Origin of the sequence: Tatumella sp. JGM130, from assembly GCF_018257525.1 — a bacterium.
GTDB lineage: Bacteria > Pseudomonadota > Gammaproteobacteria > Enterobacterales > Enterobacteriaceae > Tatumella > Tatumella punctata.
The window spans coordinates 1-17,580 of sequence record NZ_JAERJS010000024.1 but is presented as its reverse complement, the minus strand read 5'-3'; the positions used below and the strand labels follow the sequence as shown (position 1 = coordinate 17,580).

General features: G+C 48.6%; 15 protein-coding genes and 2 pseudogenes. 11 read left to right on the top strand and 6 right to left on the bottom strand.

Translation table 11 applies throughout. From position 1 onward, the window contains the following. Positions 1-38: 38 nt before the first annotated feature. The 3 genes from JK211_RS11835 (at position 39) to JK211_RS11825 (ending at position 3,333) form a co-directional block, all read left to right on the top strand. Positions 39-947 carry an Imm72 family immunity protein gene (locus JK211_RS11835; RefSeq protein WP_212708887.1) on the top strand — a complete coding sequence of 303 codons (909 nt, stop codon included), beginning with the start codon at positions 39-41 and terminating at the stop codon, positions 945-947. Between the two features lie 171 nt (positions 948-1,118). Continuing rightward, positions 1,119-1,568, top strand: a complete 450-nt coding sequence (tssE, locus tag JK211_RS11830) for a type VI secretion system baseplate subunit TssE (protein ID WP_212708886.1) — start codon at positions 1,119-1,121, stop codon at positions 1,566-1,568. A 409-nt stretch (positions 1,569-1,977) separates the two neighbouring features. After that, entirely contained in the window at positions 1,978-3,333 is a 1,356-nt protein-coding gene (locus tag JK211_RS11825) for a VasL domain-containing protein (RefSeq protein ID WP_212708885.1), read from the top strand. Positions 3,334-3,668: 335 nt separating this feature from the next. Here JK211_RS11825 and JK211_RS11820 read toward each other — a convergent pair whose 3' ends face one another. Further along, positions 3,669-5,948: a cation-translocating P-type ATPase gene (locus JK211_RS11820; RefSeq protein ID WP_249213792.1), complete on the bottom strand. Its 2,280-nt coding sequence runs from the start codon at positions 5,946-5,948 to the stop codon at positions 3,669-3,671. An 80-nt stretch (positions 5,949-6,028) separates the two neighbouring features. Between JK211_RS11820 and cadR the strand changes: the two genes are divergently transcribed. From cadR to JK211_RS11800, 4 genes are all read left to right on the top strand, one after another. Further along, positions 6,029-6,478, top strand: coding sequence for a Cd(II)/Pb(II)-responsive transcriptional regulator (gene cadR / locus JK211_RS11815; RefSeq protein WP_212708884.1), 450 nt, complete (start codon positions 6,029-6,031; stop codon positions 6,476-6,478). 113 nt (positions 6,479-6,591) lie between these two features. Further along, positions 6,592-7,515 carry an extracellular solute-binding protein gene (locus JK211_RS11810; RefSeq protein ID WP_212708883.1) on the top strand — a complete coding sequence of 308 codons (924 nt, stop codon included), beginning with the start codon at positions 6,592-6,594 and terminating at the stop codon, positions 7,513-7,515. Next, on the top strand, positions 7,512-8,291 hold the full coding sequence (locus JK211_RS11805; RefSeq protein ID WP_212708882.1) for a molybdenum ABC transporter permease: 780 nt from the start codon (positions 7,512-7,514) through the stop codon (positions 8,289-8,291). The genes JK211_RS11810 and JK211_RS11805 overlap by 4 nt, the downstream gene beginning before the upstream one ends. An 84-nt stretch (positions 8,292-8,375) precedes the next feature. Continuing rightward, complete coding sequence (locus tag JK211_RS11800) at positions 8,376-9,095, top strand: alpha/beta hydrolase (RefSeq protein WP_212708881.1); 720 nt, start codon at positions 8,376-8,378, stop codon at positions 9,093-9,095. 41 nt (positions 9,096-9,136) lie between these two features. Here JK211_RS11800 and JK211_RS11795 read toward each other — a convergent pair whose 3' ends face one another. The 5 genes and pseudogenes from JK211_RS11795 to JK211_RS16915 form a co-directional block, all read right to left on the bottom strand. Continuing rightward, a complete protein-coding gene (locus tag JK211_RS11795; RefSeq protein ID WP_212708880.1) occupies positions 9,137-9,994 on the bottom strand; it encodes a PA4780 family RIO1-like protein kinase in 858 nt (285 codons plus the stop codon). A 572-nt stretch (positions 9,995-10,566) separates the two neighbouring features. Next, positions 10,567-11,871: a histidine-type phosphatase gene (locus JK211_RS11790; protein ID WP_212708879.1), complete on the bottom strand. Its 1,305-nt coding sequence runs from the start codon at positions 11,869-11,871 to the stop codon at positions 10,567-10,569. Positions 11,872-11,889: 18 nt separating this feature from the next. Continuing rightward, positions 11,890-12,585 (bottom strand): oligogalacturonate-specific porin KdgM family protein, encoded by a 696-nt coding sequence (locus JK211_RS11785; protein WP_212708878.1) that lies wholly within the window; start codon positions 12,583-12,585, stop codon positions 11,890-11,892. A 628-nt stretch (positions 12,586-13,213) separates the two neighbouring features. After that, positions 13,214-14,422, bottom strand: coding sequence for a lactonase family protein (locus JK211_RS11780; RefSeq protein ID WP_212708877.1), 1,209 nt, complete (start codon positions 14,420-14,422; stop codon positions 13,214-13,216). A gap of 341 nt (positions 14,423-14,763) precedes the next feature. Then, positions 14,764-14,948 (bottom strand): annotated as a pseudogene (locus tag JK211_RS16915) (Arm DNA-binding domain-containing protein); the annotation flags it as partial. A 211-nt stretch (positions 14,949-15,159) separates the two neighbouring features. Between JK211_RS16915 and JK211_RS11775 the strand changes: the two are divergent. From JK211_RS11775 to JK211_RS11760, 4 genes and pseudogenes are all read left to right on the top strand, one after another. After that, positions 15,160-15,624: pseudogene (locus JK211_RS11775) on the top strand (replication endonuclease); the annotation flags it as partial. A 189-nt stretch (positions 15,625-15,813) separates the two neighbouring features. After that, a complete protein-coding gene (locus JK211_RS11770; RefSeq protein ID WP_212708876.1) occupies positions 15,814-16,002 on the top strand; it encodes a hypothetical protein in 189 nt (62 codons plus the stop codon). A 445-nt stretch (positions 16,003-16,447) separates the two neighbouring features. Further along, positions 16,448-16,642 (top strand): hypothetical protein, encoded by a 195-nt coding sequence (locus JK211_RS11765; RefSeq protein WP_212708875.1) that lies wholly within the window; start codon positions 16,448-16,450, stop codon positions 16,640-16,642. Positions 16,643-16,650: 8 nt separating this feature from the next. Further along, on the top strand, positions 16,651-17,448 hold the full coding sequence (locus JK211_RS11760) for a hypothetical protein (RefSeq protein ID WP_212708874.1): 798 nt from the start codon (positions 16,651-16,653) through the stop codon (positions 17,446-17,448). Positions 17,449-17,580 lie beyond the last annotated feature (132 nt).

Here is a 17,580-nt window from a genome sequence, read left to right as displayed (position 1 = left end):
TCCCGTGCGGAACATCAGACAGCCACAGGACGTGAACTATGATGAGCATCAAAAAAACCAAATACCCGATGAGTGATGAACAGGTGCGTCGCAGACTGTTCTGGCTGTTGCAACGGCTGAGCAGCTATACCCTGTGGCAGCGTAAGCGGGATGCCTGGGCGTGTTTTACTGAAAAATATGAACAGGCGCTGAAAACCTGGCCGGAAGAGAAAACCAATGGTTTTGATCCAGAGGCTATTATCTGGATTTATGACGCCCTGCGCCTTTACGATAAAGGACTGCCGGAACTGGCAGCGGGCAACCGGCAGGTATGGCAGCGTCAGTCAGGAGTATTTCACCAGCTTTATCGGCCCGTGAGTTTAATCAGAACTTATTTTTATTATCCCTGCCATGATGAACGAGGAGGGCAGCGGGAACCCTATCCCCCGGAAATAGAGGAAATTAATCAGTGGCGGGTTGCGGCAGAGTTCCGGGGAGATAACCTGCTGTATCCGCCGCACGATAATGTCTGCAATTTTTTCGATGCAGAGACTCTGCTGGCTCCCAATAAATATATCTACAACTTAACTCATTTATCCTATCCGGTCTTTCCTGAACACCTTCCGCCCGTGCCGGAGCGCAGCGATATTATTATAAAAACTGACGATGCGGTGCCCTGTGACGGTATCTGGGAACCGGTGGAAATAATATATGACCGTAAATTCCTGGTGTTTAAAGAAGGTATCCGCGGGTTTAAAAACCTCGGTGCCTATAATTATTTTATCCGCGGAATGAAGGCACCGCTTCAGATTTATTATGATGTATTAATGGAAAGCGCCACTGAAATACTGATAACCGATGACCCGGTCTGCTACCGGGATGTGCACTGGCGACTGGTCTGGGAAGATACACGTTATTGTGACGGTATTATTCCGGATGAATCGGAATATTTTCTGGAACAGCGATAGCAGGAGTGTTTATTGAATCCCGGACAGAACATCAGATAACCACAGGACGTGAACTATGATGAGCATCAAAACAGATGTCCAGGTACGACGCATGCTGTTCTGGCCGATACCGCAAAAGCAATATTAATACTGAGTGGATAGAATGTAATTGGCATATAAAGGAGGTTAATTATGACTCAGAATCCCCCTTCGCTGTATGAAATTCTCTACGGCAATTTCACCGGCGGGCTCGACGTGTATCAGGTCAGCGAACAGGACCAGGTCATATTGTCAGTGCTCGACAATATGCAGCGTATCCTCAATTGCCGCACCGGCACGCTAAAACATCTGCCTGACTATGGCCTGCCGGATATGACCAGAATCCTGCAGGGCATGCCGGGAACAGCCCATGAACTGATGGGTATCCTGTCGGCTGTTCTGCTTAAATATGAACCACGGCTGAAAAAAATAAGTGTTGTACTGCTGGAGCAGAACGTTCCCGGCGAACTGCGCTATGCCATTGACGCTGAACTCAGAGAGGTTGGTTTGGTTCGTTATGGTACCGAATTTATGCCCGCGGGACGCGTGGTGTTAAGACACCTGAAGCAACAGCAGTACCCGGATACCATCCCCCGTATCTAAGGCCAGTTAACACTCTGTCAGTAAAAGCTCGCCGACAGACCACCGTGGCAGCGATCAGTAACTATAAGACTGGTATTGCAGAGTTTCATCGGTGAATCATACAGCGGCGGGCGCAGATGGACGCGTGACTGGCGGGTAGCGGACTGAATATGGATCCGTTTACTTCCCCGTCACGGCTCTGCCGTCAAATAGTCTGTGACGTCACCCCGGCGTTTATATGTGGTCATAAACAGTAAGCGACCGGACCTTTGCGGGTACATTATCCCGTCCGGACAGGGGGTTGATCAGCGTACATTTTCCGGGCTGGTTTTAGCCAGCCAGAGACTGTGGTATGCCAGTATCAGCAACGCCATAAACCGGCACAATAATCCTCTCCACAGTGCCGGCTACTTCAAATGGATATCAGGTCATGAATGACATTACTTCGCGAAAAATTAAAACCGGTGGCGATCCGCGTATGCTAACGGATTATATCTCCCTGCGTGATGAACTGAGTAAGCTGACACATCCGGCACGTCCGGATGTCGACTGGCATTACGTCGAAAAACGTTGTCTCTCACTGTTTGAGATGAACGGGGTGGAACTACAGACAGCGGCCTGGTACACACTGGCCCGTATGCAACGGGCCGGTATCTTCGGGCTTAATGAAGGACTCGTGATACTGGAGGCGCTGATTAGTCATCAGTGGGATGTGCTTTGGCCGCGGCCTGCCCATGCCCGAATGGACATCCTCCGCAGCCTGAGTCAGCGTCTGCAACAGCGGATACGCTCGCTCCCGTTTAACTACCGCGACCTTAGTCAGCTGTACCGGGCTGAACAACTGCTGATAAGTCTGGGAGAAAAGCTGCAGCACCCGGAGCTTAAGCTGGATACTCTGCGTGCTTTGATACACAACAGCGCTGTCCGGCTGGAAAACAGTGCTGGTATAACCAGCCCCGGGCCGGCCATTCAGCCCGGCATCGTATTACCTGCGACCGTGATTAATGATATGGCGGCAGCCTCGGGTGGCCCTGCGGGTTATTCTGATGAAGACAAACCAGACGGTGTGATGAAGTGGGTGTACGTCATGCCACCGGAGCAGCAGCCGGCAATGCTCGCTCCGGTAAATAAATGGAAATCTTTCGCTGCCGGTATGTTTACTATGCTGGTGATCAGTAGCGTCGCTGTATGGAGCTGGCAATATCTCCGCCAGTCAGACCCGCTACAGGCTCAGCTTGTGGCTTCACTGGCTCCGTTACCTTTACCTCTCACCCCTGAACAACTGGATGTGTTACGTCAGCAACGTCCGTCATCACAAACGCTGATAACACAAACACAGCAGCAACTTGTCCGGCTGGATAAGATGTCACCCGACTGGAATATTGACTACAGTCGTCAGTTGATTAAGCAGGCCAGTATCCTGTGGCCTGAGCAGGCTAAACCGATGGCATCACGCTGGCAGCAACAATTTGCGGCGACCACCTTACCAGCGGCGCAGCTTAATGGCTGGTATCAGGGAATGACAACGTTACAAAAACTGAGTGACCGGCTGAACAGGCTGGATCAACAGAAGGGAAAATATATGACAGTCAGTGAGCTGAAATCAGTCGTTTTTTCCACTATGCAGTCATTTAATCAAGCGATACCGGCTGAAGAGCAACTGCGGGTGCTGTCACAAAACCCTTCAGGAGAACCTTTACCTGTTGCTGCCCGGTCTCAGCTTGAAATGCACCTGAAACAACTGACAGTCCGTTATGCTGAAATAAAACAGCAGGTATCAAAATAAAAGCGGTTTACGGACAGAGCGCACACCGCGCTGGAAAACGCCGGTTCGGTTGATAAATTAAACTGAAGGAAGAGTGAAAATAAGATCCGGAGCTGGTGTTTAATTTATTTATCAGTGCGCACAACGTTTTATAGTGCAGTAAACCGATCCGGATGGCGGGCAATTTAAGCCAGATATGGTCTGACCGGACCCCGGATAAATCCCCGGCAGCTGCCAGATCAGATCCGGGAGCTAATACAGGGCGCGGTAACGCGCTATAATAGCGGTTTGTGACAGGGGACCGGCCATTGTCACCCACTGAATGCACCGGTCCGGGGATAACAGCGATGACCGGATCAGGCATTGGCGGAGTAACGCAGGATCCTTAATCCGTTAGCGACCACCAGCAGACTGGCACCGACATCAGCAAAAACCGCCATCCACAGCGTTCCTGCCCCGAACAGGGTCATAACCAGAAATACCAGCTTAATAGCCAGCGACAGAGAAATATTCTGTGTCAGGATCTGGCTGTTTTTACGCGATAAGCGAACAAACATCGGAATTTTACGTAGATCATCGTCCATCAAGGCCACATCAGCAGTTTCGATAGCAGTATCGGTGCCGGCAATACCCATCGCAAAACCAATATCCGCCCGGGCCAGGGCCGGGGTGTCGTTAATCCCGTCGCCAGCCATACCTGTGACGCCCCGGCGGCTGTATTCCTCTATCGCCCGCAGTTTATCGTCCGGCAGTTGTTGTGCTTTTGCCTGGTCAATACCGACCTGACGGGCTATTTCGGAGACAGCAAACGGGTTATCTCCTGACAGCAGCAGAGTTTTTACTCCCAGCTGATGCAGCTCATCAATTGCCTGTTTACTGGTCAGTTTCACCGTGTCAGCCAGGGCGAAAACGGCCAGTAAACCGGTTCTGTGACCTAAAAATACCAGCGTTTTTCCCTGTTTCTCCAGAGCAATATAACGCTCTTCTGTATCCAGTAGCTCCACGCCCCGTGCCTGAAGTAAACGGCGATTTCCCAGCCAGTATTCTTCGTTATTAATGATCCCGGTGATCCCCTGGCCGGTGACAGAGGTAAAATCATTCACGGTTAACGGAGTCACCCCCTCACTGTGCCTGGTGACGGCCTCAGAGACCGGATGATCAGAATAGGCGGATAAACTGCCGGCTATCGCCTGTGCCTGTTCAGGAGTCAGCATGCCAGGGGTGATCACATCGGTCACTTCCGGTTTACCCTGTGTCAGGGTACCGGTTTTATCCAGTGCCAGCCATTGCAGTTTTTTCCCTTGCTCAAGGTAAACGCCCCCTTTAATCAGTATGCCCATACGTGCCGCAGCCGTCAGGCTGCTGACCAGTGTCACCGGGGTGGAAATAACCAGCGCACAAGGACAGGCAATCACCAGCATTACCAGAGCGTTATAAATCCACGGCGTCCATGGCAGGCCGAAGAACAGTGGCGGCAGGATAGCCACAGCGAATGCCAGCAAAAAGATAACCGGTGTATAAATCCGGGCAAACTGATCGACAAAACGCTGTGTCGGGGCTTTACTGGCCCGTGCTGACTCCACCGAACGGATGATTTTCGCGAGGGTGGTATTCTGTGCCACAGAGGTGACCTGATATTCGAAACTGCCCGACTCATTCAGTGTGCCGGCGAAGACCTGATCATCTGTTTTCTTTTCTACCGGCAGGCTTTCTCCGGTAATTGCTGACTGGTTCACGGTCGAGTTTCCCCGCACGATAATGCCGTCCAGCCCTATTTTTTCGCCGGGTTTCACCCGTACTATCGCCGAAAGGGGCACATCCGCCGGCTGCATTGGTTTCCAGCTATTATCTGCCTGGCGGACATTCATCCACTCCGGGGCCAGTTTTAATAGAGTGTCAATAGCGTTTCTCGCCCGGTCGAGTGCTTTCGCCTCAATCATTTCAGCAATATTAAACAGCACCATTACCATCGCGGCTTCCGGCCATTGCTGTAACAATAATGCCCCGGTGACTGCAACGCTCATCAGGGCATTGATATTCAGATTGAGGTTTTTAATGGCGATCCAGCCTTTTTTATAGGTCTTAATCCCTGCCAGTAACACGGCGGCCAGGGCACAGAGTGCCTGTAACCAGCCGGGAAATTGCAGCCAGCTCAGGGATTCGGCTGCGAATGCCAGTACTATGGCGGTGATCAGCGGCCAGTATCGGACAGGGGGCGGGGGCACGATACTGCTGGCGGTATTCTTACCGGGTAATTCCGGCTCAAAACCGAGAGAACGGATAGCCTGTAAAATATCGTCCAGTATCTCCTGGCGGTGAGTCACCGTCAGTATCCTTTGCATCAAATCAAACTGCAGGCTGACGACCCCGGGCATGGCCGAGAGTTTTCCGGTAATCAGATTTTCTTCGACCGGACAATCCATCTGCATAATACGGATGGCCGTGATAGTACCGCGACCGGTGTTTTTCCCTTGTGGCAGGGCATCCAGTACCGGCTCTGCCGCGGTGCAGCAGTGCTGATGGTCACCGGTATGTTGTTTCCCGGCAGAAAGAGGGCTGACAGCAGAAATTTTTCCTGTCGCAGACGGTATTTTACGGGGCTGAAGTAAGTTGTTATTTTTTTCGTGACTGTTCATTGTTTGTTCCGCTAGGTATACCCTGGTCGTTATAGTAAAAACCCTGCAGTCACTACAGGGTCAAGAGGTGAGGAGATAAAATGAAGATAGGAGAACTGGCCCGGCAGTCGTTATGCAGTGTCGGGACTATTCGCTACTACGAGAAAGAAGGATTACTGCCGGAAGCACTGCGTGACCAGAATAATAATTACCGTTACTACGATCAGCAGCATCTGGATACTTTACTGTTTATCCGCCGTTGCCGGGCGCTGGATATGGCGCAGGATGAGATCAAACAGCTGTTACAGGCACGTGCCCAGCCGGAAGCTGATTGCACGGTAATTAATCAACTGGTGAATGAACATTTGTCCCATGTACGGGAGCGGATTGCCGAACTGTCGGTATTAGAGAATCAGCTCAGTGAATTACAGGCCTCCTGCTGTGACAGTCTGCCAACCCGGGATTGCGGTATTCTGAAAGAACTGGAACACCCTCAGACGGAACTACCGGTACTGACTGGTAAACATATCGGCAGTACCCACGGCCACTGAATTGATCTGTGCTGCAAAACGGACAGAAAACCGGCAATAATTCGTTGTGTTGGTATTTATATCTCCGGATAATCGCTATGTATTTTTTTACATATCGAAAGGAGTTGAAAATAATGTCCAGGGGCCTTTGTACGATTTTAGTTGCACTGTCTGTCAGTATGCCGGTACTGGCATCGGACAACATTCGCGTGACCTATGCCGGATCGATGGGAAAAGTGATGGACCAGGAACTTGGTCCGGCGTTTGCCAGTCAGCAGAAGGGGACATATCAGGGACAGGGACAGGGGGCTTATGGCATGGCCCGCCTGCTGGCCAGCCATAAAATTGAGGCGGATGTTTTTGTTTCCATCACCCCCGGCCCGATGCAGATACTGAAAGACGCCGGACTCATCGAGACCGCGGTTCCGGTTGCCAGTACCAGTATGGTGATTGCTTATAATCCGAAAAGTAAGTATGCCGCGCAGTTTGCGGAGGCCGGCACCCGTCATGACGGCAGTTGGTTACAGGTAATGACCACCCCCGGATTACAGTTTGGCCGCACAGATCCTTACCTGGACCCTAAAGGACAAAACATCGTTTTTAGTCTGTTGCTGGCTGAGAAATATTATCGTCAGCCCGGCATTGCAGAACAGATTATGGGCTCACCACAAAATCCTCGTCAGGTTCATCTGGAAGGCGGGTTGCTGACCCGGCTGGAAAGCGGCCAGATTGATGCAGCGGCAGGTTACGAAAGTGAAGTGATTTCTGCCGGGCTGCCCTATCTGTCATTCCCGGACCAAATAAACCTCAGTAATCCGCAGATGGAGCAGCAGTGGTACAACACTGTCAGTTTCACTATTAAAGACAGTAAAGGGCAGGATAAAGTCCTGCATACTCAGCCGCTGGTGTACTACGCCGCAGTACTGAAAAATGCCCCTAATGGTGTGGCCCGGGGACAAAAATTTGTCGACTTTATGCTGACTCCGCAGGGACAGAAACTGTTCCGTGACAGTGGTTATTCCGCGCCTAAAGGGAAAGGTCTGTACCAACAACAATGAGATCACGATTCAGGTTATTACCCTTACTCACAGTGCCGGCATTAGTGATGCTGGCACTGCCTTTTGTGACGTTGTTTGGTATGACCCCATGGCATGATTTTTCGCTGGCCTACGGTGACAGCGATGCGGTGCTGGTCTCTGTCGGTTACGGGTTGTTGTCGCTGATTTTTATTATACTGGCGGGTCTGCCGGTTGCCTGGTGGCTGGCAAATTCGTCGACGGAAGGCCTGCTGAGACGAGGGGTTGAGTTAGTGGTATTACTGCCACTGATGACTCCTCCGCTGGCAATGGGAATTTTACTTATCTCTGCACTGGGTCCTTACAGCTTACCGGGCCAGTGGTTATCTGCTTTCGGATGGATGCTGGTCAATAATCCGGCGGCTTTTATGGTGGCGCAAATTTATGGCGGGCTGCCGTATTTTATTGTCACCGCCCGTTCGGCGTTCAGTGCCGTTCCGCGTGAAATACTGGAAGCTGGGCAGACGCTGGGGGCCAGACCATTCCAGCGTTTTCGCTATCTGGTCCTGCCGTTATCAGCTTCAGGGCTGGCTTCGGCTGTTTCTCTGGCCTGGGTACGTGCGGTTGGTGAATTTGGCATTGTGATGATTTTTGCCTATTTTCCGCAGGGAATGCCGGTTAAGTTATATACTAATTTGCAAAACGATGGTGTGGATGCCGTCTATACACTGGTCTGGGTATTATTGCTGGTGACTCTGCCGGTCCCGTTATTCTGCTTTATGCATTCCGGAAAGCGTGAGCGTTTACTTCTCAGGTAATCCAGGTGATCGCCGGTGATCATTTTCCCGGGGTGGGATCCCGTCCGTCTCTTATGCTGACGATCCGTATGGCCGGGCGCTGATATGGCTTATGCCGCCAGCGTGGTTTGTTTTGCCGGATTTGATGGTTGCGGAAACCGGTTTGCAGGGACAAACTGTGGCCGCAGATATTCTGTTGGTCAGGAGAATCAAAGTGATACAGAGGATAACGCAATGACGGTCCCGCGGTTGTTTATTGTACACGGATTTATGGCTGCCCCTGAACACCACTGGTTCCCGTGGTTACAGCAGGTGGCAGAACAGGCGGGGGTGGTGACTGAGGCCCCGCAGCTCCCGGAATCGCACAGTCCGCAGCTTTCACACTGGCTGGAAAGCCTCGAAAGTGTGGTCGGTGAGCCGGATGAAAATACCTGGCTGGTCGGACACAGCCTCGGCTGCATCACTCTGTTGAATTATCTGAATCAGCGTTATCCGCAGGCTGTCACCGGAGGTATGATTCTGGTCTCCGGATTCAGTGAGGCGGTTCCCGGCCTGGAAATGTTAGCAGATTTTGTCCGGCAACCGGTTGATAACCATCGGATAATCAGTAACGTCAGACAGCGGGCAGTGATCGCTTCACTGAACGATACTATTGTTCCTGCGGCGTTTTCGTTACGGCTGAGCCAGCAACTGGCGGCCCCTTTTTACGGTATTCCCGACAGTGGTCATTTTTTAGGGCGTGAGGGCGTCACAGAACTTCCCCTGGTCGCCAGTCTGTTACAGCAATTCTGGTCACAGTCCGCGGCAGGTTATATTCCTGCCTGATATCCACCGGGGGAAACTGCCTTTCGGGTTCTGCAGGGAACTCAGTCTTGCTGATCGCGCTGCTGGCTGGCGCGCAGGCGCTGATAATATTCATCTTCGGCAGTCGTAATTTCATCCAGCAGCGAATCCATATCGACCTGATGTTCCTGCTCGATAAATACCCCGCTTAACGGCGTTTGCGGGGTTAGTTTGCCTTCCTGATATAACTGCCAGATTTCTTTGGCGTAGGCGGTATTATCCAGTTGCGGGGCGAACTGAGCGTAGTAAGCGGTAATATTATTCACATCGCGTCTGAACATTGCTTCGGCATGGTTATTGGCTGCCGCATCCACCGCCTGTGGCAGGTCAATAATGACCGGCCCCTGTGCATCCTGTAACACGTTAAATTCTGATAAATCGCCGTGAACAATACCGGCACACAGCATACGGACGATATTTTTCAGCAAGGTATTAAAACCGCTGATTGCCTGTGTTTCGCTGAGGGTGACTTCACTGAGACGCGGTGCAACGGCGCCTCCGGCATCGGTTACCAGTTCCATTAATAATACACCGTCAATACACAGGAAGGGCCGGGGTACCCGCACACCGGCATTATCCAGCCTGAACAGAGCATCCACTTCTGCGCTTTGCCAGGATTCTTCCTGCTGTTTGCGGCCGAATTTAGATCCTTTCTGCATTGCCCGGGCGTTACGTGAATTACGTACTTTCCGGCCTTCCTGATAATGCACTGCCTGCCTGAAACTGCGCTGTGTGGCTTCTTTATATACTTTGGCACAGCGAACCTCGTCGCCACATAACACGGTGTAGACGTCAGCCTCTTTACCGCTTTTCAGGCGTTGTAAAACGCTGTCGATAAGTCCGTCATCGACAAGGGGCTGGATACGGTTCGGGATTTTCATGCGGCATTAGCCTTTAATTCAGCCGCTATTCTTAGCAATAAACAGATCTCGATACTGTAAAAGCGGGCAGGTTGATAAATAAGTAGCCGATTATACCGAAAAAAATACCTTTGGGGAGTGTGGTTTTTAACTAAACCGTTAAGAGTATTTATCAGAAAAAACAGAAGATTAATTATATTTTGCTCGCTTCCTTCTGAATCAGTCGCGGGATCTTTCAGCCACCGGACGGTGCTATCCAGGACCGGTGGACGGGGGGCACGCCTCCTGTGTCAGCAGTTAATGGCGTGCTGGCGGGGTAATTATACGCTGGCTACCGGCGAGTTTATTGGCATGATTACGGGCGATACCTGCGGTAAACCGCTCAGTGAACCGGGTGAAACAGAGTAGCCGGGGGTATCAGCACTGGCTACTCTGGCAGCGGGACTGGCTGGCAGGTAGATTGGTGACACAGTGCTGATGCCATCGCAGTGGGCGCAAACGCGGGCTGAAAATTTATTCACTGAGTCGCGTATCGATTATCGGCGACAACGGGCAATACGCTGATAAATATTACTCAGATCGCCAGGCGATACTTACTCAAAAACCGGAAGGTTATTCCCGTCGTTCACCAGATTCTTCTCTGCCAGCCGGACAAAAGTTTTTATCGGACAGAGTTCACCAACGGAAGTTTCATGACAGTCGGGATTTTTAAATTCAGCAACCGGTAACGGGTTACGGGCATTTAACGGAGAAAGACGCCGCCACTGATCTAATGTTCTGGCAGCAAAGATTAAATGAATAAAGTGTTCTCCGGTTTTTTTATCCAGATAACGTTCTGTAATCAGGCTGCCGCCGGGGGGAATATCATTGTGAGGATATCCGGGCAATTGCCAGTTAAAGCCGAGCATCGTTTGGATCTGTGCGATATTAGTATCATGACCGACCATAATAACCAGCGGGCTTTGCAGATAGGGTTTTTCTGTTAAAGGGGACGGGCTCTGACTGCGGGCGGTAATAGCCGCGACTAACTGACGCATTAATAATGAGCCACCGTGACTGGCATATTCGGGTGTGTCGCTGAGAAGGTCATATTTTGCAGCATGTAATGCCATCAGGTTACTGACCTGTTGCGCATTCCGGGCATGACCAAAAGCGACCTGTGATAACGGCAGGTTTTCGCTATATTGCAGACGAATCGTCTCACCGATTGCAGCCCCCCCGGCAACCGGACCGGTTAATTTTACTTTTCCTTTATTATTTATTTCGACGCCCCAGTCGCTATCAGGAAATTTGCAGCTTTTTTCGTCCGTGTGACATACCGCCTTGCGTAAGTCAGTAACGGCATTAGCATAGGTGGTTCTGGCCTGTGCCGGTGAACCAAGCCTTTCTTTTACCTGTTGTATAACTTTATTTTCATCCGGCCGGGCTATCCCCATTGCCATCGTATCAAACAATGGATCATGTTTGCCGGTTGTGGAATGTACCACCATCCCGCAACCGGGAAACATACCATCCAGTAATGCAGCTCCGGTCGCTTTAGTCCGCTGGTCGGGGGCTGCCCACAACCATACCTGATCTGCTGCCGGGCACCCTGCATGACTCGCCAGTGGCAGCCCGAGTTCCCGCCATTGAGTGAGCTGATAGGATCCCTGGGCGAGTATGCCTGCGTAGCCATGGCCGGTTAAAAAACCATCGGGTACGTTCCACTGTGGCCATATTTTCCCGGTTGCCTTATTCAGAGCGGGAGTATCGGTGGGGGCCCGTACACCATGGCGGATAAGCATAACGACTTTTTCCAGCTGATAGCGGTCACTAACCTGACGGGCTGCGCTGGAAAAGGGGGACAGGATAAGGCTCAGACTTGCCAGCAGAAGATTGAGTATCAGTAACGGTTTCATTGGGGTTATTCCTGCGGATTAAAATTTGTAAGAGATGCCGGTAATGAATTCAGTCTGACGATCAGCACTTTTTTTCGATACTGCCAGATTTTTCACCCCGATATAAGGTACTAAATGTTTTGTCAGCTGATATCCGACTTCAATTTTATGCTCGATATTTTGATGTTTATTATTATAAAGCGTTTCGTTGCTGTTATACCAAATCATGGTATAGCTGAACTGAAAGTTTTCAACTTTTTGTGTTATTTCACTGTCAATCCGGTCCGTTTTTTTTATCGGTTTATTCCGGCGATCAGTTATTTCTTTCCGGTAGCGAAATGAAATTCGGGTATTATCAGAAATACGGTATTTAAGTTTTATCGATGGTTTATATTTTTTATCTTCTTCTTTTATTCCATAGACCATGCCGGGTTCAATACTGAGCTGTTTTGTGAACGGCTGAGTATATTTAATCTTAAACTCTTTCTCATTAAGTTTTCTGTGGTCAAAAAAGTTACCTGCATCGCCATTGGATTGTTGTTCCGGATGAAATTTTAGTTTCGCAGAAACCCCCAGTCCGGATGAAAAGTTATGGGATACGATGAATTCATCTGTGTGTTGTCTGGAAATATCTTCATACTTATGTTTGTAGTCGATCTCTAATGCCAGCGCTCTGTCTGATATGACGATAAACCCGACTCCGGCGATCACGGGGATTAATATTTTTTTAATCATATTTTCTTATTCTTACATTTTATGGTAACCGGGACATTACTTGTTTAATGTGTCATTTTAATTTCATAAATATTTCATGTTTACTGCGTGGAAATTTTTGCGTGGACATGATCGAATCTGATAAGTAAACAGGCAAAACATGACATTTTTTATCAGGGTTTTTATGGTGTATTATCGGGGGCAGGCTGGTTTTTCCGGCAGTGTACCGATTTTTATTTTAGCGTACCACACCACAAAAAATGGGTGTTTTAAAGAGAAAACATAATATTTTCAAAGAGTATCCCTGACGAAAGAATACGCTGACTGGCAGTTAACCCGTGATCATGATGTATTATTGGGGTCCGCAGGAAAAATTTCATCATTAAAGCGGATAGTCATTATCCCGCCTGATGGATAGCCCTTATCCCGCAGGAGACAGGGAAAGCTAGTGGTGACAGAGAATCGGAATAATGACCTGTGGTGATAGCTGTACAGATTAATGGCTGAAGAATAAAACTATCGCTGACGACGCGATATCCAGTGGCCGTACCTCTGTTTTACTGTCGAAATAAAAGACAGCCTCCGTATATGGAAGCTGTCCCGGTGATTGCTACTGTATTAAATAAATTTACCGGCAGAAAATCAGAGATTAATTAATAAATTTGATATCTGTTGGCGTTCCAATTTGCACAGTAACCCCGGTCTCAGTCAGGGCTCCGGTATCAATATCGCGGCGTAATTCTACGACATTATTTGAAAACAGATTGGCGACAAGAATATATTGCCCTGTTTTATCGAAAGCAAATGCCCGTGGCTCTATCCCACCGGAGGAAAAGCGGTTACTCAGAGAAAGTTTCCCTGTGTCCTGGTTAACTTTATACACAACAATCGTATTGTCATGGCGACGGTCTCCCACGTACAGGAATTTATGGTCAGGGCTGAATAATATCCCGGCACCCCCTTTATCGTTAGGATCCTTGCTGTCAGTCAGATCGACAACCTGTATTTCTGTAAGTTTATCATGATCTGCTTGGTAAACGTGTACTCTGGCGGACATCTCGGTACTGACATAAGCGAATTTACCATCTGCGGAGAATGTCATATGCCGTGGTCCTTCACCCGGAGCAAAGTACAGATTAAATTGCGGGGCGGCCGTGAAAGGCTCTTTATTATTGGCATGATATTTAAATGCATGCACAGTATCATTGCCCAGATCAGCAACAAAAAGCATTTTCCCGTCAGGACTTATATTGACGGAATGGGCATGTGCGCTTGCCTGACGATCCGCGATAACATGAGAACCTTCGGTAAAAGGTACATGCTGGATAAATTTACCCAGCCCGCCGTTACTTTCGATGGGAAAGATAGTGATACCGGCATGTCCGGGATTTACGGAATAATTTGCGACCAGTAAATATTTACCGTCGTGAGTAATGGTAGCATGTGTCGGATAAGCGCCAGCGCTGTCAACCGTGTTAATGGTGGTGAGCTTTCCGTCTTTACCGGTGCGCAATGCAGTCACGGTGCCCGCTTCGTTTTCATTGGTGGTATAAGCGAATTGCTGATTATTGCTGAAAACAATCCAGGAAGGGCTGGATTGTTTTAACACCCCGACGGGCAGTAAACTGCCATCTGAATTCAGGCGCAGGGTGTAAATTCCCTGACCCGGATAAATGGCTTTTTGCACACCATCCCCGGTTGTCTGTCCTGTCCAGGAGCCAACCAGTAAGGTCTGGACCGGCAGTTTTACCGGTGGCCTGGCTAATGGCACACTTTCATTTGCATAGCAGATACAACTGGCAAGCAATACAGGGACTAATGCTGCCTTCAGAGCTTTATTGTAATGTTTTTTATTCATTGTTTTTATGTAATCGAAATGTTTCTGGTTTGGTGAGTTTATATAAAACCAATGAATATTCAACAGAATTACATACATTACTTTACATTGATTTAACTACTGGTGCTGTTGGCAGGTTTTTTGTATGATTTTTGCCCGTAAATGTGCTGACAGAGATAAACATAATGTTCCGCAGTGAATAATAGAATTCGCCAGGCAGAGCCAGAATCAGTCAGTCATCGATTACCGCAACTTAGTGGCTGGTGGCTGAGTTAATAGAAGATAAGGTTTTGCTGCCCGTAACCACAGATTTATTGATAAATTGTTCTGATCTGATCACAGAGATCTGATCTTACCCGTCAATGCTGATCACCTATCTGACGTGCGGTAGCAAGTGTCAGAGAAGGGCAGGAGCCAGGACTAATATTTGTACGGTTATTATTTGCTGACCGCGAAAGTGCCACCGCTTCTTATCTGATATTTTAACGATCAGAAAAAGCCCATCGCTATCATGCAGCGTAAAGCCTTTCTCCCGGACTCGTGGCAATAACTGTCCCCGGGTAGGAAAATTTCAGCATTCCTCAGGGTACCAGCCTGCCGGAGGAACGGCGGAACCTTTGCCGGACTTAGAAAATATGAGCCGGAAAGAGCTTAAAGCATTAAAAATCAGATTACGGCAAGTGAAACCAGTACAGCGAAAGGGCTATAAACAGGAAATCAGTGAGCAGCAGCGTCTTCAGCCTGAACGTGAGCTGAGAATTGCAGAGGGCAGGATTTGCACACATGCGGTGAAGTGGAAAAAGGTCCGTAAGGCCGTTGACGTTCAGGAGGCGACAGCCGACCAGGGCGCTTGCGCCCCTTGGACTCGTGGCAATAACTGTCCCCGGGTAGGAAAATTTCAACATTCCTCACGGTACCAGCCTGCCGGAGGAACGGCGGAACCTTTGCCGGATTTAGAAAATATGAGCCGGAAAGAGCTTAAGGCATTAAAAATCAGATTACGGCAAGTGAAACCAGTACAGCGAAGGGGCTATAAACAGCAAATCAGTGAGCAGTTGCGTCTTCAGCTTGAACGTGAGCTGAGAGTCCGGGGATTTGATGGCAATGAAAAAGAGATCGATTTGTTGCTGCGGGGTGGCAGTATTCCATCCGGATCAGGACTGCGGATCTTCTATCGCAATCAGCGTCTGCAGGAAGATGATAAATGGCGACAGTGGTACTGATAACGCTGTTTTCATATTTTCAACTTTTTCAAATATTGTCGTGCAGATCCGTTTAATGGCAGAAAGTATTTTACATAGAGAAATACACATTATACTGCATGTATAAACAGTACTATTAAGCGAGGTATTTGTGAATTGCTTCGCAAAAGCCAGGGTTAGGACTATCTTCCCAGGGACAGGAGAGAAACAATGCAGGATTATCTTTTTGAATCGATAAAGCTCCAGCGCATTGATTTTTTTATCAAACTCGTAGCCGCCAGTGAGTGCAGCGAAGAAGAAAAGCGGCTGGCGAACCAGTGGATGTCAGAGCTGACTGACGAGCTGATGGCTAAGATCCGCTACCATGAGTACGCCAGGTCGATGGACATCAATAATTGAGGGGCGCCTGAGTTAATTGAAAGGAGGGGGGCGTGGGTGTTCATTTATTTTATAAAACAGTAATTTATTTTTTCAGCGGTAAAGTTAATGGCGTTAAGCTTAAGCTTAAGCTGAGAGGGTAAAACTGGATGGGGGGTTGCCTGCAGGCCAGATAAGACAATTAGTTGCTGATAGTTGCGGACCTTGTGGATCATAAAGCAGGTTTTAACATCCACAAGCTTGAACAACGGGCAATGAAAGGCGTTAGGCGTTTAGTGTTTTACCGATTTTATAACTACTATATGTAGTTTTACAGGCAACTTAGATTGAATTATGAACATTTTTTGTTGTCGTAGAAGTAGAAATGGGGTAAATAAACGATTCCATAAGATGCTTGCAGCTCTGTACTGTTCTGCTTCAAAACCATCATAATGGCATTTTTATGCAGACACAGTGAGGAGGTTATATGACTAAAATTTTTGGAAAACTCATCACAACGCCTGGTCGGTGGATGCAGGGCGTTACACGGAAGGATATTGAGCAATCCAACAATAGCAAAATCACAACTGATGCTAATGGGAATGCGGTTCTGAACATGGATAACAAGCAGGTTCGGGAGTCGATGCAAGCCAGAATGCGGGAGCTTGCAGCTAAACGTTAAGGATATCTATGGGACCCTTAATTATCATGGTGGTCCTCGTATGTGGATTTTGGTACACAGAGAATCACTACCAGTCCCGTATACGTCATGCACGGACTAATGGCTGGACCTCATACTTCTATGTAGCAATGCATGGATGTAAGTTTGTAATCCAAGGGTTTGGATTAATTACTTTTTTTTATCTGGCTCTGCTTGTTGTCAGCCTTTTGAGCTCTATTCCTCATTTGTTTTCAGCTTCTTATAAAACACAAGACCTTTATTCCTGGCTGACTGATAAGACCATCCTTTCGTATCCAGTGTTTTTTGTTTTTTCGATGGTTGCTGCAAGCCTTATAGCTTATGTCGCGGGCGATTTAGCAAAAAAAGCGATTATAAATGAGGAAGCCCGCCAGGCCGCTTATCGTGAAATGGCTGCAATGGACGGAGTTGAGTCGCTTTTAGTACAGGCAATTGATGAGGATAAGCTGATTTTTGTCACATTAAAATCGCGGAAGGTTTACATAGGATATGTAGCCGCGCCTCGAATTGAACATAGCCAAACTCAACATTTAGCAATCATCCCTTACATTAGTGGGTATCGCGACAAGGATACACTCCGTTTCCATGAGCAGCATCGGTATTATGAGCTGTATCTGGAAAAAGGTATTGCTGATAATCAACATGAGCGAGGGTTGAACTTGCAACATTTTCGACACGTGATACCAATGGATCAGGTTGAGGCTATTTCGCTATTTGATACAGAGATATATGGCTTATTTGACGACTACTCAGCTCCAGAAAGTGCGAAAGAAGATACTATTGCATGACTATGCTGCATGAAACCGCATGATCGTTTAAGGATCGTTTCTACTGAGCCCCCGCCGGTAGTGTTCAAAATTCTGTGTCATTTCAGTAAACTAATCTAAAAAAAGAGATGACACATGACCAGGCCCACCTTA

What these genes read in the sequence shown, in the direction of transcription:
- JK211_RS11835 (WP_212708887.1), top strand. Translation starts at nt 39, where the DNA reads ATGATGAGCATCAAAAAAACCAAATACCCGATGAGTGATGAACAGGTG.
- tssE (WP_212708886.1), top strand. Translation starts at nt 1,119, where the DNA reads ATGACTCAGAATCCCCCTTCGCTGTATGAAATTCTCTACGGCAATTTC.
- JK211_RS11825 (WP_212708885.1), top strand. Translation starts at nt 1,978, where the DNA reads ATGAATGACATTACTTCGCGAAAAATTAAAACCGGTGGCGATCCGCGT.
- JK211_RS11820 (WP_249213792.1), bottom strand. Translation starts at nt 5,948, where the DNA reads ATGAACAGTCACGAAAAAAATAACAACTTACTTCAGCCCCGTAAAATA.
- cadR (WP_212708884.1), top strand. Translation starts at nt 6,029, where the DNA reads ATGAAGATAGGAGAACTGGCCCGGCAGTCGTTATGCAGTGTCGGGACT.
- JK211_RS11810 (WP_212708883.1), top strand. Translation starts at nt 6,592, where the DNA reads ATGTCCAGGGGCCTTTGTACGATTTTAGTTGCACTGTCTGTCAGTATG.
- JK211_RS11805 (WP_212708882.1), top strand. Translation starts at nt 7,512, where the DNA reads ATGAGATCACGATTCAGGTTATTACCCTTACTCACAGTGCCGGCATTA.
- JK211_RS11800 (WP_212708881.1), top strand. Translation starts at nt 8,376, where the DNA reads ATGGCTTATGCCGCCAGCGTGGTTTGTTTTGCCGGATTTGATGGTTGC.
- JK211_RS11795 (WP_212708880.1), bottom strand. Translation starts at nt 9,994, where the DNA reads ATGAAAATCCCGAACCGTATCCAGCCCCTTGTCGATGACGGACTTATC.
- JK211_RS11790 (WP_212708879.1), bottom strand. Translation starts at nt 11,871, where the DNA reads ATGAAACCGTTACTGATACTCAATCTTCTGCTGGCAAGTCTGAGCCTT.
- JK211_RS11785 (WP_212708878.1), bottom strand. Translation starts at nt 12,585, where the DNA reads ATGATTAAAAAAATATTAATCCCCGTGATCGCCGGAGTCGGGTTTATC.
- JK211_RS11780 (WP_212708877.1), bottom strand. Translation starts at nt 14,422, where the DNA reads ATGAATAAAAAACATTACAATAAAGCTCTGAAGGCAGCATTAGTCCCT.
- JK211_RS11770 (WP_212708876.1), top strand. Translation starts at nt 15,814, where the DNA reads ATGCAGGATTATCTTTTTGAATCGATAAAGCTCCAGCGCATTGATTTT.
- JK211_RS11765 (WP_212708875.1), top strand. Translation starts at nt 16,448, where the DNA reads ATGACTAAAATTTTTGGAAAACTCATCACAACGCCTGGTCGGTGGATG.
- JK211_RS11760 (WP_212708874.1), top strand. Translation starts at nt 16,651, where the DNA reads ATGGGACCCTTAATTATCATGGTGGTCCTCGTATGTGGATTTTGGTAC.